Annotated in this window: 22 protein-coding genes; 15 read left to right on the plus strand and 7 right to left on the minus strand. The window is 34.5% G+C overall.

Annotation, left to right across the window (positions count from 1 at the left end):
* Positions 1-44: 44 nt before the first annotated feature.
* The 3 genes from C6H17_RS05505 to C6H17_RS05515 form a co-directional block, all read right to left on the minus strand.
* Positions 45-1,529 carry a Mur ligase family protein gene (locus C6H17_RS05505; protein WP_005217402.1) on the minus strand — a complete coding sequence of 495 codons (1,485 nt, stop codon included), beginning with the start codon at positions 1,527-1,529 and terminating at the stop codon, positions 45-47.
* Positions 1,529-1,801 carry an acylphosphatase gene (locus C6H17_RS05510; RefSeq protein WP_005217405.1) on the minus strand — a complete coding sequence of 91 codons (273 nt, stop codon included), beginning with the start codon at positions 1,799-1,801 and terminating at the stop codon, positions 1,529-1,531. The genes C6H17_RS05505 and C6H17_RS05510 overlap by 1 nt, the downstream gene beginning before the upstream one ends.
* Before the next feature lie 141 nt (positions 1,802-1,942).
* On the minus strand, positions 1,943-2,281 hold the full coding sequence (locus C6H17_RS05515) for a histidine triad nucleotide-binding protein (RefSeq protein WP_020995385.1): 339 nt from the start codon (positions 2,279-2,281) through the stop codon (positions 1,943-1,945).
* 162 nt (positions 2,282-2,443) lie between these two features.
* Here C6H17_RS05515 and pheS point away from each other — a divergent pair, with 162 nt between their 5' ends.
* The 9 genes from pheS to C6H17_RS05560 all read left to right on the plus strand — a co-directional run bounded on the left by pheS (position 2,444) and on the right by C6H17_RS05560 (position 10,507).
* Positions 2,444-3,457 (plus strand): phenylalanine--tRNA ligase subunit alpha, encoded by a 1,014-nt coding sequence (gene pheS / locus C6H17_RS05520; protein WP_020995386.1) that lies wholly within the window; start codon positions 2,444-2,446, stop codon positions 3,455-3,457.
* Positions 3,457-5,844: a phenylalanine--tRNA ligase subunit beta gene (pheT, locus tag C6H17_RS05525; protein ID WP_104731371.1), complete on the plus strand. Its 2,388-nt coding sequence runs from the start codon at positions 3,457-3,459 to the stop codon at positions 5,842-5,844. The genes pheS and pheT overlap by 1 nt, the downstream gene beginning before the upstream one ends.
* 56 nt (positions 5,845-5,900) lie before the next feature.
* On the plus strand, positions 5,901-6,521 hold the full coding sequence (locus C6H17_RS05530) for an AMIN domain-containing protein (RefSeq protein ID WP_005217413.1): 621 nt from the start codon (positions 5,901-5,903) through the stop codon (positions 6,519-6,521).
* Positions 6,522-6,794: 273 nt separating this feature from the next.
* On the plus strand, positions 6,795-7,559 hold the full coding sequence (locus C6H17_RS05535; protein WP_005217414.1) for a hypothetical protein: 765 nt from the start codon (positions 6,795-6,797) through the stop codon (positions 7,557-7,559).
* Positions 7,552-8,190, plus strand: coding sequence for an HAD family hydrolase (locus tag C6H17_RS05540; protein ID WP_004085843.1), 639 nt, complete (start codon positions 7,552-7,554; stop codon positions 8,188-8,190). The genes C6H17_RS05535 and C6H17_RS05540 overlap by 8 nt, the downstream gene beginning before the upstream one ends.
* Positions 8,183-8,905 (plus strand): glycosyltransferase family 2 protein, encoded by a 723-nt coding sequence (locus C6H17_RS05545; protein ID WP_005217417.1) that lies wholly within the window; start codon positions 8,183-8,185, stop codon positions 8,903-8,905. The genes C6H17_RS05540 and C6H17_RS05545 overlap by 8 nt, the downstream gene beginning before the upstream one ends.
* On the plus strand, positions 8,898-9,260 hold the full coding sequence (locus tag C6H17_RS05550; RefSeq protein ID WP_005217418.1) for a nuclear transport factor 2 family protein: 363 nt from the start codon (positions 8,898-8,900) through the stop codon (positions 9,258-9,260). Before C6H17_RS05545 ends, C6H17_RS05550 begins: the two co-directional genes overlap by 8 nt.
* A gap of 1 nt (position 9,261) precedes the next feature.
* Positions 9,262-9,582 carry a hypothetical protein gene (locus tag C6H17_RS05555; RefSeq protein ID WP_005217420.1) on the plus strand — a complete coding sequence of 107 codons (321 nt, stop codon included), beginning with the start codon at positions 9,262-9,264 and terminating at the stop codon, positions 9,580-9,582.
* A gap of 121 nt (positions 9,583-9,703) precedes the next feature.
* Positions 9,704-10,507 (plus strand): 3'-5' exonuclease, encoded by an 804-nt coding sequence (locus C6H17_RS05560; RefSeq protein ID WP_005217422.1) that lies wholly within the window; start codon positions 9,704-9,706, stop codon positions 10,505-10,507.
* 116 nt (positions 10,508-10,623) lie between these two features.
* Here the strand turns inward: C6H17_RS05560 and rpe are convergent, their stop codons facing one another.
* The 3 genes from rpe to C6H17_RS05575 form a co-directional block, all read right to left on the minus strand.
* On the minus strand, positions 10,624-11,265 hold the full coding sequence (rpe, locus tag C6H17_RS05565) for a ribulose-phosphate 3-epimerase (RefSeq protein WP_005217423.1): 642 nt from the start codon (positions 11,263-11,265) through the stop codon (positions 10,624-10,626).
* Positions 11,266-11,584: 319 nt separating this feature from the next.
* The gene (locus tag C6H17_RS05570) at positions 11,585-12,838 is read right to left on the minus strand and encodes a GNAT family N-acetyltransferase (protein WP_005217425.1); all 1,254 of its coding nucleotides are present in this window, start codon (positions 12,836-12,838) and stop codon (positions 11,585-11,587) included.
* 257 nt (positions 12,839-13,095) lie between these two features.
* The gene (locus tag C6H17_RS05575; protein WP_005217427.1) at positions 13,096-15,006 is read right to left on the minus strand and encodes a flagellar hook-length control protein FliK; all 1,911 of its coding nucleotides are present in this window, start codon (positions 15,004-15,006) and stop codon (positions 13,096-13,098) included.
* Positions 15,007-15,210: 204 nt separating this feature from the next.
* Here C6H17_RS05575 and C6H17_RS05580 point away from each other — a divergent pair, with 204 nt between their 5' ends.
* Both C6H17_RS05580 and C6H17_RS05585 read left to right on the plus strand, forming a co-directional pair.
* Positions 15,211-15,645 (plus strand): hypothetical protein, encoded by a 435-nt coding sequence (locus C6H17_RS05580; protein ID WP_004085828.1) that lies wholly within the window; start codon positions 15,211-15,213, stop codon positions 15,643-15,645.
* A 610-nt stretch (positions 15,646-16,255) separates the two neighbouring features.
* A complete protein-coding gene (locus tag C6H17_RS05585) occupies positions 16,256-16,960 on the plus strand; it encodes an outer membrane beta-barrel protein (RefSeq protein ID WP_104731372.1) in 705 nt (234 codons plus the stop codon).
* 548 nt (positions 16,961-17,508) lie between these two features.
* Here the strand turns inward: C6H17_RS05585 and C6H17_RS05590 are convergent.
* Complete coding sequence (locus C6H17_RS05590) at positions 17,509-18,480, minus strand: transaldolase (protein ID WP_005217429.1); 972 nt, start codon at positions 18,478-18,480, stop codon at positions 17,509-17,511.
* A gap of 74 nt (positions 18,481-18,554) precedes the next feature.
* On the opposite strand from C6H17_RS05590, the gene C6H17_RS05595 reads away from it, so the two are divergent.
* The 4 genes from C6H17_RS05595 to C6H17_RS05610 form a co-directional block, all read left to right on the plus strand.
* On the plus strand, positions 18,555-19,754 hold the full coding sequence (locus C6H17_RS05595) for a DegT/DnrJ/EryC1/StrS family aminotransferase (RefSeq protein ID WP_005217430.1): 1,200 nt from the start codon (positions 18,555-18,557) through the stop codon (positions 19,752-19,754).
* A 90-nt stretch (positions 19,755-19,844) separates the two neighbouring features.
* Positions 19,845-21,236, plus strand: coding sequence for a hypothetical protein (locus C6H17_RS05600; RefSeq protein ID WP_005217433.1), 1,392 nt, complete (start codon positions 19,845-19,847; stop codon positions 21,234-21,236).
* Positions 21,237-21,254: 18 nt separating this feature from the next.
* Complete coding sequence (gene cmoB, locus C6H17_RS05605; RefSeq protein WP_223808307.1) at positions 21,255-22,493, plus strand: tRNA 5-methoxyuridine(34)/uridine 5-oxyacetic acid(34) synthase CmoB; 1,239 nt, start codon at positions 21,255-21,257, stop codon at positions 22,491-22,493.
* Positions 22,494-22,547: 54 nt separating this feature from the next.
* On the plus strand, positions 22,548-22,882 hold a 335-nt coding region (locus C6H17_RS05610), incomplete at its 3' end, for a toxin-antitoxin system YwqK family antitoxin (protein ID WP_199768862.1).

Consider the following 22,882-nt stretch of genomic DNA (forward strand, 5'->3'; position numbering starts at 1 on the left):
GACGAAACATAAACCAAATGCTATCTCATCACACATAACCCTATTTAAATATAGTTTGGTGCATCATTTGCAAACAACACTAAATCATTTTGTTTGCCACTCTCGGCTAGAATCTCTTCTAGTTTTGTTTTGTCTTTGAGTATGATTTTTTGCGGTGTTGTTATGTGTGTATCAAGGATTTTTGCGTTTAAATCCCCTGTGATAATTGCTATATCAAACACTTTATCTATTTTTTGTGCTAATTCTATATTACTTGCTTCATCATGCTCGACTAAACCCGGCGTTACGATGATTTTTCTACCATTATGAAGTGAAGCAAGGCGGATAGCCTCACTCATACCCTCAAGATTCCCATTAAAACTATCATCAATGATAACCTTTTGTGCTGTGTCTATGCGTTGCAATCTATGCGGGATAGGTGTGAGTTTTGCTACCGCCTTTTGCAAAGCGTTTATATCCATGCCTAGCGTTTTTGCAATCATGATTGCCACTGCGATATTATCGATATTAAACCGCCCTAATATCTTGCATGTAAATGGCACAAAAACAGAATCTAGCTCTAAGCTAAATGAAGTCTTTTCAAGTGTAGATTCTATATCTTTAAGCTTTGGTGGATAGGCTACAATCTTTTTCATATTTGCTTCAAACTGCGGTGGCAGGACATTTGCATAGCTATTATCTTTTTGCACAAACGCATGTGTAAGCCTTGTTGAATATAGCAGTTCAAACTTTGTTTTTGTCGTTGTCTCAATATTTTTAAAATACTCAATATGTGCGTGTCCTATCTTGCCTATCACTGCATAATGATGCTGCAGTAACTCTGCAATCTCTTTAATATCCCCGACTTGCCTAGCCCCTGCCTCTGCTATATAAATCTCATGTGTAGCATTAATATTTTGATTAATATCTGCGACTAAGCCCTTATAGGTATTCACACTGCGTGGCGTTGCATAAACGCTAAATTGCTGTTGCAAGATTTGAGCGATAAAGTTTTTTATACTTGTTTTGCCATAGCTTCCAGTAATTGCAATAATCTTTAGATTCTGTAATTGTTGCAATTTATTATGTGCTTTTTTCGCATAGATTCTAAAGAGCAAACTCTCACACATATTCGCACATAAAAAGCCCAAAATAAGCGGCACTAAAGCATATATATGTGTATGAAAAACAAACACACACAAGCACACACTAAGGATAGTAAAAAGCAATATAAATGCAAATAATCGCTTAACCCTTTGTGTCCATACAAGCTTTTTATCAAGGCTTTTATACCACAAAAAAAGCAGGGGCAAATACATCAAATAAAAATATCCATAAAAAAGCATACCATGATAAAACATCGATAGCCCCGCATACATAACAAGCGGCACAACAAAATAATAGATATGCCATATACCTTTATGATGTTTTGTAAGGATACGCAAAAAGCTGTAATTATACCATTGAAGCGTAGTCGCAAGATAATGAGATAATGCGAATACAAAAAGTATGTAAGTAACAATATCAAAAAGCGATAAAAAAAGATTCATTAAGGTAATACCTCAAAGCTTGAAAACTCCATTGAATCAAGTGAGTCAAGGTGTTCTATCTCAAAAGAACTCGCTTTCATTCTGCCATTACCCTTTTGCAATGCTGCTAGAAAATCACCTAAATCTTCAAGGCTGACAAATATTTCTACATGCCCGTTAGCAAGGTTTTGCACACTACCTTTATACCCTTTAGAATCTGCATAGGCTTTCGTAAAGTTTCTAAACCCTACACCTTGTACCTTACCCTTTGCTGTGATTTTGTAATGTCTCATATTGATCCTTTATGTGAAAATGTGGGAATCTAGATTCTTGTCATTTTGAACCTTTAAAATAACCAAGTTTCTCTTTTGGAATCTAAGATTCAAAATGTTTTATTATACTTAATAATCATTGGCAACCAAGCTTTTATCAACTCACCCAAAATGTGGTTCTAGTTTGCGTTTTGCAAGTAGGTGAAAATGCAGGTGCGGGACCTCTTGTCCGCCATCACTCCCGATATTAGTTATTAATCGATAGCCACTTTCACGCACACCAAGAGTATCTACTACACGCAGGATAAATGCACTCATATTTCCCATAAGATTCGGTGTAACGCCATTAAAATCTTTTACCCATTTTTTTGGGATAATAAGCACATGTATCGGGGCTTTTGGGGCAATATCATGAAATGCCATAAACTCATCATCTTCTAGCACAATATTTGCAGGGAGTTCTCTATCAACGATTTTTTCAAAAATGCCTTTTTCTGCCATGCTATATCCTTTTCTAGTTTTATTTGCCATAGTTGTATTTTGAATGTATCATTCTAGCAAAAAATACATACTTTGTAGCAAAAATCCATTTTCTTTAGATAGAATAAAGCTTTCACGGAAAATATTACAAGATAAAAACCAAAGAAACACTAAGGGCTTTGCATGTTGGAATTAAAACAATGTATAAAAGACACGCTTGCAAAAATAACACAAGCAGATAATAAAGAGATTCTAGAATCTTTACGCATTGAAATGAGTGGTAAAAAAGGCTATATTACACAAGCATTCAGTAAGCTTGGCACACTTCAAGGCATTGAGAAAAAAGAAGTAGCAGCAGAATTAAACACGCTTAAAAAAGAGTTTGAAAACATCTTTCATATTAAAAAAGAAGAGATTAGCCTAAAAGATTTAGAACAAAAACTAAAAAGTGAAAAGATTGATACAAGCCTCTTTAAAAAAGCTAACTTTGCAAGTAATGGACACCCTGTATATCAAATGCGTGATATTATCATTGATTATTTTGTAGGATTAAATTTTTCCCTGCAAGATGGTCCTTTTATAGAAGATGATTTTCATAACTTTGAAGCATTAAACCTGCCAAAATATCACCCCGCAAGAGATATGCAAGATACATTCTATTTTAAAGATTCCATGCTTTTAAGGACACATACTTCACCTACGCAAATACGCACAATGGAATCTAATAAGCCACCAATTCGCATGATATGCACGGGGGCTACTTTTAGGCGAGATTATGATATGACACATTCGCCTATGTTTCATCAATGTGAAGGTTTAGTGGTAGAAAAGGGGGATCATATAAGCTTTGCACATTTAAGATATATTTTAGAAGATTTTGTAAAGCATATCTTTGGGAGTGATGTGAAAGTGAGATTTCGCTCATCTTTCTTTCCTTTCACAGAGCCTAGTGCTGAAGTCGATGTGAGTTGTATGTTTTGTAAAGGGGAAGGATGCAGGGTATGTTCGCATACAGGCTTTTTAGAGATACTTGGTTGTGGTGTGGTAAATCACAATGTATTTCGTGCGGTGGGCTATGAAGATGTGAGTGGTTATGCCTTTGGCATGGGGATTGAGCGGCTTGCTATGCTGAAATGGGGGATTAATGATTTACGCAGTTTTTATGAAACAGATTTGAGAATCTTGGAGCAGTTTTAATGATAGTTACAAGTGAGAGTTTAAGCCATTTTATTCAATTAGGTGGAATCGATTGGAAAGATCTTGTGCGAGTGTTAAGCAGCATAGGCTTAGAAGTTGAGAGAGAATATGAGACTACAATCCCGCAAAATGTTGTCGTAGCAAAGGTATTGAAAAGGACACAACACCCGAACGCTGATAAGCTAAGTGTATGTGAAGTGGATATTGGCACTGAAGTATTACAGATTGTATGCGGTGCGAAGAATGTGTATGCAGGGCAGTATGTAGCTTTAGCGCTTATAGATTCAGTCCTTCCTTTTGGTAAAGATGGTAGCACTATTATTACAAAAAGTGAGATAAGGGGCGTTGATAGCTTTGGTATGCTTTGTTCTAGCACAGAGCTTGGATTGCCAAAATTAAATGATGGAATCTTAGAGCTTGATTCTAGCATTGGTGAGCTTGTGCTAGGCAAGGAGCTTTATACTTACTCAATATTTCACCAAAGTGTGCTAGAGTTAGGCATTACACCAAATAGGGGGGATTGTCTATCTGTGCTAGGTGTAGCAAGAGATATTGCAAGTGTGTTTAATCTTATTCCTAAAAATATTGTCGCAAATGAGCCAAGCATAGCACTTGGTGTAGGCAGATTCTTACAAGTTGTGCCGCATGGAGATTTGCATTCCTCACTTTTATATAGAATCATTGAGATAAAAGAGGGCTATACACCACTTGCCATTGCTCTAACACTTGGACTAAATGGCAGATATAAGCAATGTCCTATGAGTAACTTTGCTGAATATGCGACTTATATGACAGGTGTGCTATTTAATGTATATCCTATGGATTCTAATAATGTCTCAAATAATGGGAAAGAAGCAAAGCTTTTAATAAAAGCAGATGAAAATGGCTTGGAATCTGTCTATGCAGAATTTCATGAAAACGAGACTACAAGACACACTAAACTCACAAGTATTGGTGCGACTTTCTATGAAGTAGAGAAGCATGATTATCCACGCACTTTTATACTAGAGGCAAGCTTTATAGATTCCGTATTAATTGCTAATAATACCTATGGCATGGATAAGACAAAGCTAACACATGAAGTATTACACCGCTCTGTTAGGGGTAGTAATCCAGATTTAGAATTAGGTATGAATTTTATGTGTAAGAGTTTAGAATCTCTTAATTCAAATCTTTATTCCGGTGTGCAAGAAATACTTAGAGCTTATCCTCCAACAAATATACAAATGACTTTTGAATACATTTCAGACTGCATTGGAAACACAATAGAAAAAGAAGAAATAGCCCTTTTACTCAAGCGATTAAATTTTAGAATCCAAGCCACTTGCGATGAAAATTTCTTCATCGCCCAGCCACCAGCTTTTAGAAATGACATTAAAAGTAAGCAAGATATTGCTGAAGAAGTGCTGCGTCTATATGGTGTTGATAATATACAGCCAAAAAAGCATATTATAGAGCAAATACCACAAACCACACAAGCCTACATCACGCACCAAAAGACAAAGAAGCTACGCACAAAAGCACTAGCACATGGCTACATTGAATGTGTGCATTATGTATTTGATGATTCTAAAAAGCTAGAGAGTTTAGGTTTTGAGCCTTTAAATGAAGATAAAAAGCTTTTAAATCCTATTACAAGTGAGCTTGACACATTACGCCCCTCACTTATCCCGCATATTTTAGAGAGTCTATCAAAGAATAAACGCTATGGATATGAGGGCATACGACTTTTTGAGATTGGATATGTGTATGATAAAGATAGAAATGCGAGACAGAATCTTGCCTTTGCAATGAGTGATTATCTAAAAACGCCAAGCTATCCAAACCCTAAGGGAATAGGGCTTGACTTTTTTAACTTCGCACAAAATGTGAGTGAGATTATCGGTAATTTTGAGTGTATTAATACAGCAAGTAAGTTTCAAAAATCAAGGCTTATCCACCCATATCAAAGTGCAAATATGCTACAAAATGGCGTGATTATCGGCGTAATGTCAAAATTACACCCAAATATTGCAGAAATGTATGATTTAGGAAATGTATATTTTTGTGAAATCGATTTTGCCTTACTACTCGCACAACAACAAGATGATAAACTTGCAAAAGAGTTTTCAAAATATCAGGCAAATAAGAGAGATTTAACGCTTTTACTTGATAAAAATGTAAGCTTTAGCGCGATAAAATCAGAGCTTGAAAAGGCATCATTGCATGATATAAAAGAGATTTTACCACTTGATATATATCATGAAAATGATGATAATATAGCCTTAAGCATTCGCTTCATCTTTCAATCTATGCACGACACACTTACAGAATCTCAAATGCAAGAGAGTTTGCAAAAGATTCTAGACATATTAGAGCAAAGATTCCATGCGAAACTAAAGCTTTAAAATTAGGCATGGAATTTTTTTTGCTACATTGACTATAAAGTCAAAAAGGAATATAAATGAAATTTGCTAAAATTATTGCTATTTTTGGGATAAGTGTGTTTTCTTGTATGATTTTGTATGCTAGTCAAAATCCATTTATGATTAATGCAAATCAAAGGGATTTTCAAGCACAGCAAAATAATAAAGGTAAAAAGCATTTAACGACAGAAAGCGTGCAGCTTCCAAGTAATGCAAGGGAGCTAAAAAGTGTTACACTCACTTTTCAAAATCTTGATGGCACGACTGAGAGCAAACAGCTAAAAGTAGATAAAACAATCGATTGGCATTATCCCATTAAAATTACACAGCAAGAGGCTATAAGAAATATTTCCAAGCGATATTTTAGCTTGAATGATTTTGAGTTTTACATGGAGGGCAAAACCTTTGTGATAAGCTCACCAAAGCATAGAATCTTACGACACTTTTTACTTGCAAATCCTACGACTATTGTAGTAGATTTTAGCCGCGATAAAGGTGCAGCCTATGATGGCAATATCGGCACAGGTGAAAAGTATTATGCAAAAGTTGGCGTAAATGCAAAAAGCAATCTCTACCGCGTAAGCATAGAACTCGATGGTATCTATCAATACACATTGAAAAGCGCTAAGAATAATACACATACGATACAGCTAAGATAGATTCTTGTTGTGGCTTAAACAGAAAGAATCTAAAAATTCCTAAATTTATCAAAACATAGGCATGAATTGCACATTTACTCTAATATACAAACATTTCTTTCTTCGTATTAATATTTTAAAAACTTAGGCACTTTATGCAATCGCTTATTTTATGTAAAAATAAGCGATTGCAACCCAAAAAAATAATAACCATAAAAAAAATCAAAATATTTGCAAATCGTTTTTTTTTTTTTGTAAATTGCGGCATGAGTTTATAAAGAGAGAATAGAGGCGATGATTATCTTAGCACATAGGGGTTTGAACCATTATATAAAGGCAAATGCAGTTATAGAATCTAATGTGAAATCTAACATAAAAACAGACATAGAAAGAAAAAACGCATTTTCTCATAATGAAAATAACGCAATAAAAAGAAACATAGAATCTAACATAAAGGCACATAAATCTGGTAATAGTTTGCAAAATTTTCATGAAAGTTTTAGTTTGGGTTATGGTGTTGAGACAGATATTAGAGATTATTGTTTGGATTTAGTGATTTCGCATGATATGGCAGATTCTAATGCAGAATCTTTTGAGACTTTTTTGCAAACATATCAAAAACATGGTAATAATCTCACACTTGCCCTAAATATCAAAGCAGATGGGCTTTGTGTGCCACTAAAAAAGGCGTTGCAACAATATGGCATTAATAATTATTTTGTCTTTGATATGTCCTTGCCAGATATGCTTAGCTACATAAAGCATGATATGAATGTATTCACAAGGCAGAGTGAATATGAAAAAATACCTGCATTGTATGATAAAGCAAAAGGTGTATGGCTTGATGAGTTTTGTAATCATTGGATTAGTGAAGAAATAATTCTTAAACATTTGGATAAAAATAAGCAAATTTGCATTGTATCACCAGATTTACATAAGCGAGATTTTTGGCGTGAATGGGACGAGTATAGATACATTATAAATAAGCATAAATTGCATAATAAAATCATGCTTTGCACGGATTATACACAAGCAGCAAAGGAGTTTTTTCATGGCTAAGATAAGAGCGGTTATTTTTGATATGGACGGAGTGTTGATTGAAGCAAAAGATTGGCATTATGAAGCGTTAAATAAGGCATTAGGGCTGTTTGGCATGCAAATTAGCCGTTATGACCATTTAGTTACTTTCGATGGATTGCCAACAAAGAAAAAGTTAGAAATGCTATCTATGGAGAGAAATCTACCACAAGGACTTCATAATTTTATCAATCAAATGAAGCAACTCTATACCATGCAGATTGTCTATACCTCTTGTAAGCCAACTTTTATCCATGAATACGCTCTCTCAAAGCTAAAATCAGCGGGCTACAAACTTGCCGTATGCTCAAACTCAATACAAGCAACCATTGAAACCATGATGCAAAAATCAGCTCTTTTACAATACCTTGATTTCTATCTCTCAAACCAAGATGTAAAAAAGCCAAAGCCAGACCCAGAAATCTATAATAAGGCAATAGGACGACTTCAGCTTAAACCAGACGAAGTGATGATAATAGAAGATAATGATCACGGCATTAAAGCAGCTAAAGCTACAGGGGCAAATGTGATGATAGTCCAAAGCGTTTTAGATGTGAATCTAGACAATATTCAATCACATATAGATCGTTTTGAAAGGAATGCAAATGATTAATGTGCTTATACCTTTGGCAGGAAAAAGTATGTTTTTTGATGAAAGTGTCAATATTTTCCCTAAACCACTTATTGAGATTTGCGGTAAGACTATGATAGAGCATTGCTTAGAGAATCTTGCTTTAATTCCTAACGCACGATTTATCTTTGTGTTGCGTGAAATGTATGTGAATAAATATCATTTAGATAAAACAATCAAGCTATTAAGTCCAAATACAGAATTTATCGTGCTAAAAAATGATACTGCGGGTATGGCATGTAGTGCGTTATTTGCGATTGAATACATTAATAATGATAATGGGCTTATTATATGCAATGCAGATCAAATTTTAGATTGTGATTTATCTAAGATTCTAAAATATTTTGCAGATTTTGATGCAGGTGTTATTACATTTCCCTCCATTCATCCACGCTACGCTTATGCGTGTTTGGATAATGATGGTTTTGTCGTGCAAGTTGCTGAAAAAGTGCCATTAAGTAAAAATGCCATAGCAGGATTTTTCTATTTTAAACACGGAAGATATTTTGTAGAATCTACACAAAGCATGATTTATAAAGAAATAGCACATGAAGAAAAATATTATATTGCCCCTTGTCTTAATGAAATGATTTTAAAAAATCAAAAAATTGCCGTTTATAACATACCAGCAGAACAATATCATACTTTTTATAGTCCTGCTAAGATTACAGAATTTGAAAGGATACACAATGCTTAAGCAATTAACACAAGACTACATAAAAGCCTTTGGCACAAAGGATATAAATGCGATTTCTAATATGCTATGCACAGATTTCACACTATGCGATCCAGAGATTAAAAAGAATGCAGTAAATGGGATTCAGGGGAAGGAAGCGTGTTTAAAAGCAATGCAGGGCATTTTTGATGGTTGCAAGGCATTAAATTTTAAAGCAAGAAACATCTTTGTTTGTGAAAATACTACTTTAATCGAGTTTTCTTTGCAGATAGATTCTGTCTTACTAGAGGGTGTGGATATTATAGAATGGGAAAAGAGCAATGAAACTTTTTTAATGAAAGAATTGCGTGCATATCTTGACATGCCAAAGGGATAATATGCAGCTTTATAGTTTAGATTCTATGATACGGGGTTGGTTTGTGGGTGATTTTACCCCATCAGTCATTCAAACTAAAGATTTTGAAGTAGGTATCAAATATTACAAAGAAGGTGATTATGAAGAGCGCCATACTCACAAAATTGCCACAGAAATCACCGTGATTGTAACGGGAAGCGTTCGCATGAGGGGCAAGGAATACAAGCAAGGTGATATTATCGTAATAGAGCCAAATGAGTCTAGCGACTTTTTAGCCTTGAGTGATTGCATTACCGCAGTTGTGAAAACACCCTCAGTTACAAACGATAAATATAAAGTATAGAATCTTTGCTATGTGTAATTTTATCTTAAAGCCCATTTTCATCACATTTCACATACATGTAATTTAAAACTTAATATCTAAGCAATACAATATCAGTTTAATATAACAAAAGGATTCTATAATGATTTGTGTTTTTGATATTGAGAGTGTGCCAGATGTCGAGCTATTGCAAGAGATTTATCATTATGAAGGCGATGCTATGGAGATATGCAAACAGGCATTTGCAGCACAAAAAGAGAGTAGCGGGAGTGAGTTTTTACCGCTTAGTTTTCATAAGATTGTATCTATTGCAAGTGTGTTAGCAGATGATTTTGGTAACTTTATCAAAGTGGGGCATTTTGCAAAAGATGTGCCTTTGGAGAATAGAGAAGAAAGATTATTGCAAGAGTTTAGCAGCTTTTTAAACAAGCAAAATCCACGACTCATAAGCTTTAATGGCAGGGGTTATGATATGCCACTTATTGGCATTAGATCATTAAAATATAATGTCAATCTATCAGGATATTATGAAACTGATAATCAGCAATTTGGGAAAAATAAATGGGAAAATTATCGTCAAAGATATAGCGAGAGATTCCATCTTGACCTCTATGATACATTGGGTAATTATGGTGCGACAAGAACGCTTAGCCTTGATGCCCTTTGCAAGATGGCAGGTATTATGGGAAAATATGAAGTGAGTGGTTCGCAAGTGCATGAGCTAATTTTTCAAGAGAATGATTTAGCAAAAGTTGATTTCTATTGCCAAAGCGATGTGTTAAATACCTACTGGTTATTTTTAAAATTCGAGCTTACAAAGGGTATGCTACAAATGAATGATTATCTAGCAAACCTTGCGTTAATGAAAGAATCTTTACCTGAAAATGCCCCGTATAAAAACGCTTTTATAGAATCTTTAGAGAAAGAGTTAGGGCGTTACAGCTAAGGCATAGTCAATGCAATTTGAATTCTAATCTCATTTATGGTGTTAAAGGTAATCCAATAAGACTGGGTTTTGCACCTCAAATAAAGACCACATGGCTTACATGCCTTGTCATAAATTTACACCTTTAGTTTCTGTATAGCCAACTTTCTGTCCTTTTGCTTAAAGATATAATTACCAGCGACAGCTATATCAACACCGACATTTTTTAGGGCATGGATATTTGTATCATTGATACCGCCATCAACTTCTATAAGGCATTGCGGATTACGCATTAGAATCATATCTTTTAAATCGGCTATTTTTTCTATCATATTTGGGATAAACTGCTGTCCGCCAAAGCCCGGATTCACACTCATGATAAGCACCATATCAATATCAGTAAGAATATATTTCAATCCATCAAGTGGTGTGTGTGGATTGAGAGCGATAGCAGGTGAGATTCCATAAGATCTAATTTTTTGTATAAGTCTGTGCAAATGCTTTTCACTCTCAATATGCACACTCATATATTTTGGTGCTAAAGACGCGTATAAATCAACAAAAAAGTCTGCATCTTCAACCATAAAATGTATATCTAGCGGGATCTCACTTATGTCCTTAATCCCCTCTAATACGCAAGGTCCAAGTGTCATATTTGGCACAAAATGCCCATCCATTACATCAATATGTAAGAGATCGCACCCCCCTTTTACAACAGATTCTATCTCTTGTGCTAAGTATAAAAAATTTGCGGATAAAAGACTTGGGGCGACTTGCATGAAAGCACTTTGGGCTTGTGCGTTATTAGCAAATTGTGGCTCACTATAATCTTCTGAATCTATATTTTTCATAGATATTTTTGCTAAATCATCAATATCTCGTGCTTGTTTTAATGAATGGAGTAATTTCTCAAACTTTGGATCTAACATGCCCTATCCTTGCAAATCATTTGAAATATTCTTACCAAATAATCTTGTAATAATACAAAATAATCGTTAATTTCAAAATAATCATTATTGTAGAGAACATCGCATGTTAAGGCAAGTATATAAAAACATGGAATCTAGTCTCAAAAATCTATATATTGCATCCAAGCAATTAGAAATAATCACTAAAATACGCTTTCCCCTCCGGGATAATCTCTTCTAAAATATCAATTGTTATGTCGTCTGCATCAAGCCTATTAATCTGTCGTAAATATAGCGGTCGCTTATATCCCATAAGCATGGTTGTGAGTGTTTGGATATTAATATGTAGCGTATAGATAGAATCCCCTAAGTCTTCAAGGCTAGAGTTAGTCTCTCTTTCTATAACCTTTACTTGCTTTACATTTGGGCTAAACTGCACGATAAATTGCTTATTATTCCACTCAAGCAAAGGATCACTCACAATAAAGCAAAGCATAACATTCATATTGATAGAATCAAAAGGATATTGTGATAAAAACTGCATAACATCAACGATTCTTGCCATGATATAGGGCTGTGTAGTCTCTTTTATATGTCCATCTTCTAGCAGGAATGCAAGGTTATGATTGCTATAATTTGCTCCTTTTACCTTATCAAACATAGATTGATGGGCGTTTATATAACCCCAGATTCCATAATGGGCTTCTTCATTGAGATAGACTAACTCTTTGATTTTAAACACATCATTTTCTAGCAGATACACAATGTAGCCTGTGGGCTTGTCATTGCTATCATAATAGATTGCGATCACCTCATCATCGACATCCCACCGCCAATACTCATCCCATGCGAGTTTATTGCGGATAAGACAACCATGCGTTTGTTTTGCAAACTCATCGTGCAGGGCGATTAAATCCTTATTATCACAATCTACCCTTTGTATGATTCCATCGACTTTTGGGACTTTTGGCGTTTGGTGATCTTTCATGCTAAAAGTCATTTTATCACTTACAATCTCCCAGCCACGAGAGCGATAATAGGGGATTGAGTAAGGATATAGGCAGGATATACTTTGCTTATTTTTCCGCATAGTTGATAGAATCTCTTTCATTAAATCTGCCATAAGACCAATGCCAGAATACTCCGGATAAGTCGCAACGCCTGTTATACCACCCATCTCAAAAATGCTATTATAAATGTTTATTTGCATAGGATAAAGTGCGATTTGAGAGACTAGTTTGTCTTTATTAAACCAGCCAAGCACATAGGCATTTTTTAACACAGGGTATTTTGACTGCTTAATAGCGGCATTATTCCAGCCAAATGTCAAAAGATCCTTTTCTGTTACTTGAAAGGCATATCGCAAAAGCTCATTAAACTCTTCTACATCATCTGCTACAAGTTGTCTTAATGTGAGTTCTTTTTTTAATTGTGATTTTTTCATAGCTTTCCTTTGTTTAGAATATAGAATTATAGTTTAGATTCTCATATTTATCATTTTAAGCAAAGAAAAACTTTGTAATTTTATTTTATAAGAGATTGTGCTGTGGATTATGTAGGTCTAAAACTTAATGGCATGACTTTGAGATTAGCAGAGATTAAAGCGGTTCAAATCTTCTGCATGTCTTGTATATTTTTTTGCTGTATATAATCCTGCGTCAAATCTAAACAAGATTCTAAAGATTACTCAACAATCTCTCATCACGCATATTGCGGTAATGCAATCTCAAGTGATTGTGGGATATTGCCAAGTTGGGTTTGGGCTTCGGCTTCTTCAATGCTTTGAAGTTTAAGGTTATTTTCCTTTTGGTCTTTAGAGTCATTTTGTCCAGCATTACTGCCACCTCCATCATGTGTGCTAAAATTCAAATCAAGATTATTAAAGCCTATTTGCATAAGGTTTTGTCGCAATTCTTGTGCGTTTTGCACAAACATTGTCATCACATTCGCATTTGAAGTAATGCTTACTTGTAGGTCTTTGCCCTTCTTAGAAATAGTCATCGCCACTTGCCCTAGATTTGCGGGATTAAGCTCTAGATTAATGCGTGTAATAGGCGGTTTATAGTTTAGAATCTCTTCTTTAAACTGACTTGCAAAATGCTTCATAGCTTCCCTTGCCATCGCATTTTTCATATTCACTTCTTGCTTTGTATGCACAGAACCCACTTCCTGTTTTGCATCGACTTTTTCTTTTGGTGCTTCTTCAACCTTTTTATCCATTTTGCTTATAACTTCTGCTTCTTTTGCTTTAGAATCTGTCTTTAGATTCTCTGCAAATAAAGCATCAAAAGGCTTTTGCACATCCATTTCAAAGGCTACATTTTTAGAATCTTTGATTTCTTTTGGGTCTAAAAACTGCCCTTGTTGCGCCCAGCCTTGATAGGTTTTTTGTATCATAACAGAATCTTTGCCATTAGCAATTTTTCCGCTTTGCTGTGCTATGTGTGCGGTGATTTTTGCACGATTGACTTCAAGTATATCTGCTAAGTCTTCATCACCTGTAATACCCTGCAATTCTTCTAAAAACTCTTGCTCCATAATCTCATTGCGGACTTTAGATTCTGTAATATTTTTTGGTTGAATATGTGTGCGTTCAATCACCATAGATTTATCGCCATCACCGATTTTAAACTGCAATTTTTCCATTTCATTTTGTGCTTTTCGTTTAGCATTGGCATTTGCGTCATATCGATTTAATAGCTCTGCTAATAGTGCATCTTTTTTTGCTTGTTCTCCCATGTCCTGCATGTTTGTTTTAGCAAGTGAAGTGCTTATTGCCTGTCCTTTATCCTGCAAGGAAAATGCAAGTCGTTCTTTATTGCCCTCAAGCAGACTTCTATCCATTAAATCTTGCGGATTTATGGGATTTTTCTTACCATTTTCTATAATCTCCATTTTTTGTAGATTGAGATTTCTTGCTTGTGCTTCCTTTTTTACATCATTGAGACTTTTTAGTTGAGATTCTTTTTCTTGTGCTACATTTTTTGCTTTAGAATCTGCTGGTTTTACTTCATCTTTTTTAGTGCTTATCTCTTCATCTACTTCAGCTACATTTTCACCATTTTGCTGCAAAGATTCTGCTGCAACATCTAGCTTATTCGCATTATCTTTTTTATCTTTAGCTTTTATAGAATCTTCTTTTTTTGCGATTTTAGAATCTTTGGGGCTAGATTCCATTTTATCTGTTTTGCCCTCTTTTGCTTCTTTTAGCTTGTCTTGCAGGTCTATCCCTTGTGCGTCTATTTCTTCGCTAGATTCAGTATCTTTATCTTCTTCTTTACTCTCTTTCAAAGCTTTAGCAAGTGTTGCCTCATCTTGCTTTTTATTTGGCTTTGTTGTGAGTGGATTTGGCTCACTTTCTTTAGCTACATTTTTAGAGTCTTTAGAATCTTTTGCTTCTTTAGATTCTTTCATGTCTTTTTTATCTGTCTTTTTTTCACTCTCTTTTGTTTCTTTTGAGTCTTTTATCTTTGTAGAATCTTTTTGCTCTTTACTTGCAAGTGCTTCAGAAAATGAGAGTGTTGTGGTATCTGTATCTGCTTTTTGCTTTGGACTATCTGTGGGCGTTGCTTGAGATTGGCTTATCCCAGAAACATTCATATCAGCGACCATAAAGCACCCCTTATAATTTGTAAATATCGCTAAAGTAGAAGCAAAATTTATTCCCAAATAGTGTATTTTTAATACAATATGATACAATGCTAACTTTCAAAATGTTTTGATTATAAAAATAGGAAAAATATTGCAAACATTTTATTTTATTGCATATAATTGCAGATGGATAGTCAATATTTGATAATTATGCAGGAGTGATGTATGAGTCAGAAAAAAGCTGATTTTTTGGTTGATTTGCCTATGGTTTTTTCGGTGGTGAAACCTGAAGAACTTGTTGCAAGTGCGAATGAATTTTATGGCACAAATATGATTTTGCCAGAGCCCGGCAGCAAGTTTGATGCGCGCACAGAAAGGGGCATTATCCATGAGTTTCATCTCTATAAAATTACGATTAATAAACTTGACAAAGATGAGAGAAGTTTAAAAAACAATGTAAGCGGGTTTGAAACTTTCATGGAAAAAATGGGGATTTTTACAAACCTTTATGAAGTTATGACTTTTACAGAAACTATTACGATTTTTTCTAGCCTTGAAGAAGCTGATGTATTTTTACGCGCATGTTTGCGTTCAAATTCAAATCTAAAAACAAAAAGTGCATTCTTATGCACGGATACAGAGATAGAGGGACTAGATTAATTGTTATATTTATCCTAAAGATTCTACTTTTAGATTAACATGTCTGCTTGGCATAAAGATAGATTTAATATGGCTTTTAATGTAGGGCTAGAATCTTTCATGCTGAAATCTTAATTATGGTTTTGTTTCTACACTCTCTAGTCATAGTAAGTTGTGATACGATTTTTGTAAGAGTTCATATTATTAAATGCATATTTTACTGATGATTCCAAAGTATAATATTTAGAATCTAAAAATTGTCATATTGAGCATAGCGAAAATATCTAATACAGAATCTAACAAAAAGATTTTTCACCTATGGTTCAAAATGACAAGAAAACTAATTTCTTACTATTTTTTGTGCCACAAGCCATGCATTCCAATCATAAGGCAGAGAATCTTAACTTCTACAATACTTAAATAAAGCTTAAAAATAAAACAAGATTTCATCTCATTTTATGTAAAAATATCGTTAAATCCCATAAAAATGTTACATTTTTTCTATTGAAATGCAGAAAAATCGTTTTTTTTTTTTTGTAGTTTGCGATTTGTTTGTTTTTATTAAAATCTTAAATCCTTTGAGCTTTTTATCAAAGTTAAAGGAAATTTAAATTATTTTAAAGGATAAACAATGAGAAAAACTCTTAGTATAATAGCTGCAAGCACATTACTTGCAGTAGGGCTTAGCAATACTGCCTTAGCAGATGAGGGTGGAGAGAAAAGCGGTCTATTTGTAGGTGTGCATGGCGGTGTTTCACTCTTTGGTGTGGGAATGTATGATGAGAAAGGTAAAGCGGAGAGCAATCAAACCTACAAAGACAGGGGAATTGATAAATCGGCTACTTCATTTAATGTTGGCTTAAAAGCTGGTTATCAATACTTCTTTATGCCAATAGTGGGTGTGAGAGGTTATCTAGGCTATGACTTTAATGGCAGTAGAGTGTTTGGAAAAGGCTCAAAATTTGGAGAAGGCGTGAAAGATGTAAGTATATCATTCCAAAATATTACATTAAACGCTGATGTAATGGTGAATTTCTTAAATACAGATAGCTTTACACTTGGTGCGTATGTAGGCTTTGGACTTGGCTATGGTATCACTGGTGTTACAGGTCAAAAAGCAGCGATTGATATGTTTCTTGGCGATATGAACTACAATGGATTCAATATCCCTATCAATGTAGGTATCGCAGCAACTTTTGCAGGATCTCATAAAGTAGAAATCGGTGCAAAAATCCAAGCCCTATCAGCTGGATATAGCTCAAAGACTAAGAATGATAAAAGCGAAATACTAATGAATACACATGTGATTAATGTAGGTTATTCTTACATTTTCTAATGTTTTATTAGATTGTTTTTACATAATCTAGTGTTTTTATTAGGATATTTCTATATCCTTTAATGTTTTTATAGGGCTTATTCTTACATTGCCCAGTGTTTTAAGGGCATAAGCCCTTTTGTTTCAACCTATTTGTTCAGTCTTACAACCTTACATTATTAAAATTCCATTCCCACTTTAAAAGTGGGAATCTTTTGTATTTCACAGATATATTTTTGTATGTATCTTAGATAAAAAACGCTTTGTATTTTTACAGAACATATATATGAAATAAATCAAAATCTATTTACATAAGCACAAAGTTTAGCGCGTGAATGAAGAAATTTTAACTCCACAGATTCTATATCCACGCAATTTTATAGAATCTATAGAATCTGCACCACAAGCAAAGCATGAAATATAGAAATTACAATCCTATCAAGTCTCTACAATAGGTGCAGTGTATGATGTCTTATTATTGCATGAATGTGAGAATGGATTATATTAACTGCTTAAATTAAGATATAAACCACAAAGGTGCATTTTAAATTACGAAGTTATTTGCAGTATCACGCAAGTGAATCTAGCATTAACTCAAAGCTTTGCTCAAAGCTTTTTAGTCCATCTTGCAGCAGTTGTTCTTCAATAGCCACGAGATTAATATCCATCTCTTCTAGGCTTGCAGCGATTTCTAAATCATCAAATGAAGCGATTTGCTGCATGCTTGGAGCTTTTAGATTCTGCATTTGTAAGGCATGGAGTGTAGGTAAAGGGAGCGTATTGACACAATTTTCAAAAGCAAGTGGATAAACATAATAGCCCTCGTCATTATATATCGCATTTTTCTCTTTGACACCTGTGCTAGCAAATAAGATTCTATAATTTTGCTGTGGCTTTTGGCTTAGAAAGTCTTTATAAATTGCAATAGCATTGGCGATGCCATATTTTCCGCATAATTTTTCATCTTTTAGTTGCGGATCAATTACCCTATCAAACCTTGATACAAATACGCTGATTACACCTTGTGCTTGTGTGTTTGCCTTTTGAAATGCTTGTAATACTCGTCTGCTTTGCTCCTTTGTAAAAACTAAAGTTGCATTCACATTAATGCCCCGCAACATTAAATGCTCCATTATGGTGTATCCGCTTTGTGTTGCTGGGACTTTAATCATTACATTTTTTGCGTTTATCTCATGCCAAAGTCGCACACCCTCATCAATACTTGCGTTTATATCATTGGATAAAAATGGATCGATTTCAATGCTTATTAATCCATTTTGTGGATTCTCTAAAAAAAGTGGCATGAGAATCTCACTCGCAGTTTTAATATCTTCTATGGCAAGACTTTCATATATCTCTTTTGGTTCTTTGCCTTGTTGTTTTAGCTCATTGATACTCTCTTTGTAGCTTTCACTCTTTAGTGCCTGTGCGAAAATGCTAGGATTGCTTGTTGCCCCTTGTATTTTGCCCTCTCTCACAAGCGTTTTAAACTCATTTTGCAAAAAACTTCTTTCTATAAAATCACACCAAATGCTTATCATATTATTCCTTAATTTATGATATATTTCCATGTTTATAACTTGAGATTATAACTTGTTTTTAAAAGGTTTTAGCAATGTTAGAAAATTTTATTCCTTATAGCACACAATCAATTAATGATGATGATAAAGAAGCAGTGCTAAATGCGCTTTGCTCCACACACCTAACACAAGGGGCTTATACAAAGCAGTTTGAAAGCGATATTGCCGCATATATCGGCATAAAACATGCTATAAGTTTTAATTCCGCTACCTCAGCATTATATGCCGCATTTTACGCCTTAAAAGAATATGTCATAAATAAGAAATATAACTCTAGATTCAAAAATGCACCAAACTTAGACTATGCAGCTAATAATCATTCATTTAGCATTATCACAACGCCAATAAGCTTTGTCGCTACTACAAATATGATGTTAGCAAACAATATTACGCCTATTTTTGCAGATATTGATAGTAATGGTAACTTAGACTTATCGAATTTAGAATCTTTACTCCGTGAAGATACTATTGCAGTCTGTTCTGTGGATTATGCAGGTAATAGTGTGGATATGAAAGCTTTTAGTGAGTTTGCAAAAACGCATAATTTAATATGGATTTCAGATTCTAGTCATGCTTTTGGGGCAAGTTATGATAATGTTAAAGTGGGCAGTCTAGCGGATATGAGTATATTTAGCTTTCATGCGGTAAAGCCTTTTACTACTTGTGAGGGCGGGGCATTGGTAAGCAATGATGACTTTTTTGCTGAAATCGCCTCTCTTGTATGCAGTCATGGCATTATAAAGCATACACCCTATAATCATGATTGCATAACGCTTGGATTTAATTTTAGACTGCATGAGATAAGTGCTAGTCTTGGAATCTCTCAACTAAAAAGATTAGAATCTTTTCTTGCAAAACGAAAAGAAATCGCACTTTTTTATGATAGCTACTTTAAAGATAATCCCTATTGCAAAACACTGCATATTAAAGAATGTGTAAAAAGCACATATCATCTTTATCCGCTTTTATTAGAAGATTCTCTAGCTACAAAAAAAGAAGAGATTGCAAACACACTAGCTACATATAATATCGGCGTGCAAGTGCATTATAAGCCTATTTATAATTTTACAAGCTATAAACATTTAGGGAGTCCAAAGCTACCAAATGCAGAATCTTTTTACAAAAAAGAGTTATCTATACCATGCCATCAAAATATGACATTACAAGAAGCAAAAACGACTGCCGATTATATCAGCAAAACTTTTGAAGATTATGTAAAAAATAGCATTTTGTAACGCTTCTACCGCAATTTTTTGGCAGTTTTTGCAAAATCTATGTTATTATTAAGCTATTTTAAAGTTTATTAGATTCTATAAAGAAAAACAATGAGATTAGAAAAAGCACTTGATATTTTATATGGGGAGTTAGTGAATACGCCTTTTATTAGTGCTTTTAGTGGGGTTACTTATAATGTGAAAAAAGTAGTGAGTGGGACGCTTTTTTTTGCATTGAATCCAGATGATATAAAGAGGGCAATAGCAAATGGTGCGTATGGTATCGTTTTTGAGGGCGATATGGTATGCAGTGATGATACAGAGATAGCATGGATTAAAGTGCGAAGTATTGACCAGAGCATGCGGAGATTTGTGCGCTATTTTCTTTTGGAATCTAAATATACGCTCGTTATGCTTACACCCATTGAAATATCTCTAGCTAAAAGTTTGCAAATAGGCTTATCAATATTGCATAGCATAACCCTGCAAGACTGCCTAGAAGAGATATTTAAACTATACAAAGACCAAGATAAGAGTAAAGATGAAAATACTCTGCCTTTTTGCAAGATTCTATTAACAAGCATTCAAGCCTTAGAAAACCTACAAATTCACACTTGCTATTCTGTGCAGTATGCAAGGCAGAGAGTAGAGAGAAGTAGAAGTATCTTTTCACAGCATGATTTAGAAAAAGAGATTCCAAGACGCTATCATAAGCATTGTAGCGTGATTAGCTATACGCTTTTTGAAAGCAAGGTTATTTGGGAGAATGCAGTCTATAAGCTTTCCTTGCCCTATATTTTACTTCCATTTGTAGAAAGCCTTATGGCGACTTTTTCATTTTTAAAGCAAGAGTATTGGCAATCCTATATAGAATCTATGGGCGGTTTATACGCAAGGGAATCAAAGACTACACGCATTGTATCAGGAAAAGAGATTAAACCCTTTAATCCTAGATTGCCAAAATATATGCAAGGTGATATAGGCATTAAGGGGCTACATGTAGAAGAGCTAGGTTATTGCTATCTTGATTCTAATGAGAGACTTAGCTCTAGTGTGAAAGATAAGATTCTGCTCTTTTGCACAAATCCTAGTCTTTTTGCATGTCCTAGTCTGCAAGAAAGAGATTTGGGCTATGACACTGAAATACAGAATAACGCCCACATTATCTTTGAATCATTGCGAAAAAGTCGCGATTCTAATGTCTTAATGGAATACTTAAAGGTAGAAGCAAGACATCTAAAAATGCTATCATGCTATGCAAAAGGCATAAAGCTGCCAAGAACAACGCAAAAAAATATCACCATTCCCTACGCACATATAAATCATCTCACACAGATTCTAACCAAGACTTCATACCACCTAGCAGTCATTTATGGAATCTCAAAAAAAGCGTTTGAAAAGAATGCCGACTTGCCAAGACAAAGCAAAAGGCAAGACCAAAAAACAATCCATGCTATCACCCAGCCACCAGATCTATTTAGCGCACATGGCATACAAATATAGAGATTAAATTAAAAAGAAGTGATTTTGAAAAAAGATTTAGCAGCAAGAGATTCTAATTTGAAAGATTTATGTAAAAAAGATCCTATACTCTCAACATGGAGTGAAAGAGAGCTAAACGCACTAAAGCCATATAGTGAGATTCTATATAAATTACTCACGCTAGAGACAAAAGCAAGTTATAGCATTTCAAGATTATGTGATAACAATAGCTTACTCTATGATTCAAGTAATAATAAGATTCTAGATTCTATAAAGTTTGCACCCTTACACTCTGCACCCGCCCATTTGGATAAGAATCTAGAATCTACACCAAATCAGGGTGGGCTGCGGGGTTTAGGGGTGCAAAATAGTGAGAATTTAGAATCTAAAACAACTTGTCATATTGAGCGTAGCGAAACATCTAAGAATCTAGAATCTAAAAACCACAACCAAAACTCCACAAACCACACAAAAGAAGCCCTTAGCCTGTATTTTCACAACATTTCATCTAATGAATTTCAAACCTTGCAAGATTTAGCCCTAGACTTAAAGCCATGGAGAAAAGGTCCTTTTTGCTTATATGGTGCAGAGAATAATACGCAATTTTTCATTGATTCTGAATGGCAGAGTAATAAGAAAATGAAGCTTATCCTACAAGCCCTAGACATAATAGGCTATAACCTCAAAGATAAAGTCGTGCTTGATGTAGGTTGCAATAATGGCTATTATATGTTTGACTTAGCACTACGAGGGGTAAAGCACATTAGCGGCATTGATCCCATTGCGATATTTTTTCTACAATTCTACTTTATCCACAAACTCACAAATATTTCACATTGTGCTTTTCGCCTTTTAGGTGTGCAAGATGTAATTATGCTTAATGCAAAATATGACTTGATTCTATGCTTAGGTGTGCTATATCACAGAAAAGAGCCCTTGCAGACACTAAAACAACTAAAAAGCATTTTAGCCCCAAATGGAATCTTATTGCTTGAAACACTCATATTGCAAGATAGCAATGCAACCTGCCTTTGCCCCTATCCCACTTATGCGAAAATGCCAAATGTATTCTACATATTCAGCCCACAAGCCTTGCAGAATCTAGCCTTACACGCAGGGTTTAAATCATGTGAGATTCTAAGCTATTCATACACAGATAACACAGAGCAAAGAAGCACAGACTTCATAGACAAAAAAAGCTTAGGCGACTATCTCACCCCCACACAAACAATAGAGGGCTATCCCCCAGCCTGCCGAGGTATCTTTGTGCTATCTTAATTGGAATCTTAAAAGTGTGATATAACCAAAGCTATTTTATTGCAAAGGATAATCATGGCAGAAATTTATGTTGAAAAAGCATATTATGAGAATGGGAATGTAGAAATGGAAATTCCATTTAAAGATAATATAGTGCATGGCATTGTAAAATATTATGATGAAAATGGAAATTTAGAATCTGAAATGCCATACAACATTGGTGAGTTGCACGGCATTGCACGATCTTATTATAAAAATGGGAATCTAAAAATGGAAATACCATTTAAAAATAATAAGAAACAAGGCATGAGTAAAGGATATTATGAAAGCGGAAAACTCCAGTATGAAATGCCATACAAAAAAGATATATTGCAAGGTATTGCAAAAGGCTACTATGAAAATGGGAATCT

This window comes from Helicobacter rappini (assembly GCF_900198625.1).
GTDB lineage: Bacteria > Campylobacterota > Campylobacteria > Campylobacterales > Helicobacteraceae > Helicobacter_A > Helicobacter_A rappini.

Excerpts from the sequence above, each read along its gene's own strand:
- C6H17_RS05505 (WP_005217402.1), bottom strand. The coding sequence starts at position 1,529 with ATGAATCTTTTTTTATCGCTTTTTGATATTGTTACTTACATACTTTTT.
- C6H17_RS05510 (WP_005217405.1), bottom strand. The coding sequence starts at position 1,801 with ATGAGACATTACAAAATCACAGCAAAGGGTAAGGTACAAGGTGTAGGG.
- C6H17_RS05515 (WP_020995385.1), bottom strand. The coding sequence starts at position 2,281 with ATGGCAGAAAAAGGCATTTTTGAAAAAATCGTTGATAGAGAACTCCCT.
- pheS (WP_020995386.1), top strand. The coding sequence starts at position 2,444 with ATGTTGGAATTAAAACAATGTATAAAAGACACGCTTGCAAAAATAACA.
- pheT (WP_104731371.1), top strand. The coding sequence starts at position 3,457 with ATGATAGTTACAAGTGAGAGTTTAAGCCATTTTATTCAATTAGGTGGA.
- C6H17_RS05530 (WP_005217413.1), top strand. The coding sequence starts at position 5,901 with ATGAAATTTGCTAAAATTATTGCTATTTTTGGGATAAGTGTGTTTTCT.
- C6H17_RS05535 (WP_005217414.1), top strand. The coding sequence starts at position 6,795 with ATGATTATCTTAGCACATAGGGGTTTGAACCATTATATAAAGGCAAAT.
- C6H17_RS05540 (WP_004085843.1), top strand. The coding sequence starts at position 7,552 with ATGGCTAAGATAAGAGCGGTTATTTTTGATATGGACGGAGTGTTGATT.
- C6H17_RS05545 (WP_005217417.1), top strand. The coding sequence starts at position 8,183 with ATGATTAATGTGCTTATACCTTTGGCAGGAAAAAGTATGTTTTTTGAT.
- C6H17_RS05550 (WP_005217418.1), top strand. The coding sequence starts at position 8,898 with ATGCTTAAGCAATTAACACAAGACTACATAAAAGCCTTTGGCACAAAG.
- C6H17_RS05555 (WP_005217420.1), top strand. The coding sequence starts at position 9,262 with ATGCAGCTTTATAGTTTAGATTCTATGATACGGGGTTGGTTTGTGGGT.
- C6H17_RS05560 (WP_005217422.1), top strand. The coding sequence starts at position 9,704 with ATGATTTGTGTTTTTGATATTGAGAGTGTGCCAGATGTCGAGCTATTG.
- rpe (WP_005217423.1), bottom strand. The coding sequence starts at position 11,265 with ATGCAAGTCGCCCCAAGTCTTTTATCCGCAAATTTTTTATACTTAGCA.
- C6H17_RS05570 (WP_005217425.1), bottom strand. The coding sequence starts at position 12,838 with ATGAAAAAATCACAATTAAAAAAAGAACTCACATTAAGACAACTTGTA.
- C6H17_RS05575 (WP_005217427.1), bottom strand. The coding sequence starts at position 15,006 with ATGGTCGCTGATATGAATGTTTCTGGGATAAGCCAATCTCAAGCAACG.
- C6H17_RS05580 (WP_004085828.1), top strand. The coding sequence starts at position 15,211 with ATGAGTCAGAAAAAAGCTGATTTTTTGGTTGATTTGCCTATGGTTTTT.
- C6H17_RS05585 (WP_104731372.1), top strand. The coding sequence starts at position 16,256 with ATGAGAAAAACTCTTAGTATAATAGCTGCAAGCACATTACTTGCAGTA.
- C6H17_RS05590 (WP_005217429.1), bottom strand. The coding sequence starts at position 18,480 with ATGATAAGCATTTGGTGTGATTTTATAGAAAGAAGTTTTTTGCAAAAT.
- C6H17_RS05595 (WP_005217430.1), top strand. The coding sequence starts at position 18,555 with ATGTTAGAAAATTTTATTCCTTATAGCACACAATCAATTAATGATGAT.
- C6H17_RS05600 (WP_005217433.1), top strand. The coding sequence starts at position 19,845 with ATGAGATTAGAAAAAGCACTTGATATTTTATATGGGGAGTTAGTGAAT.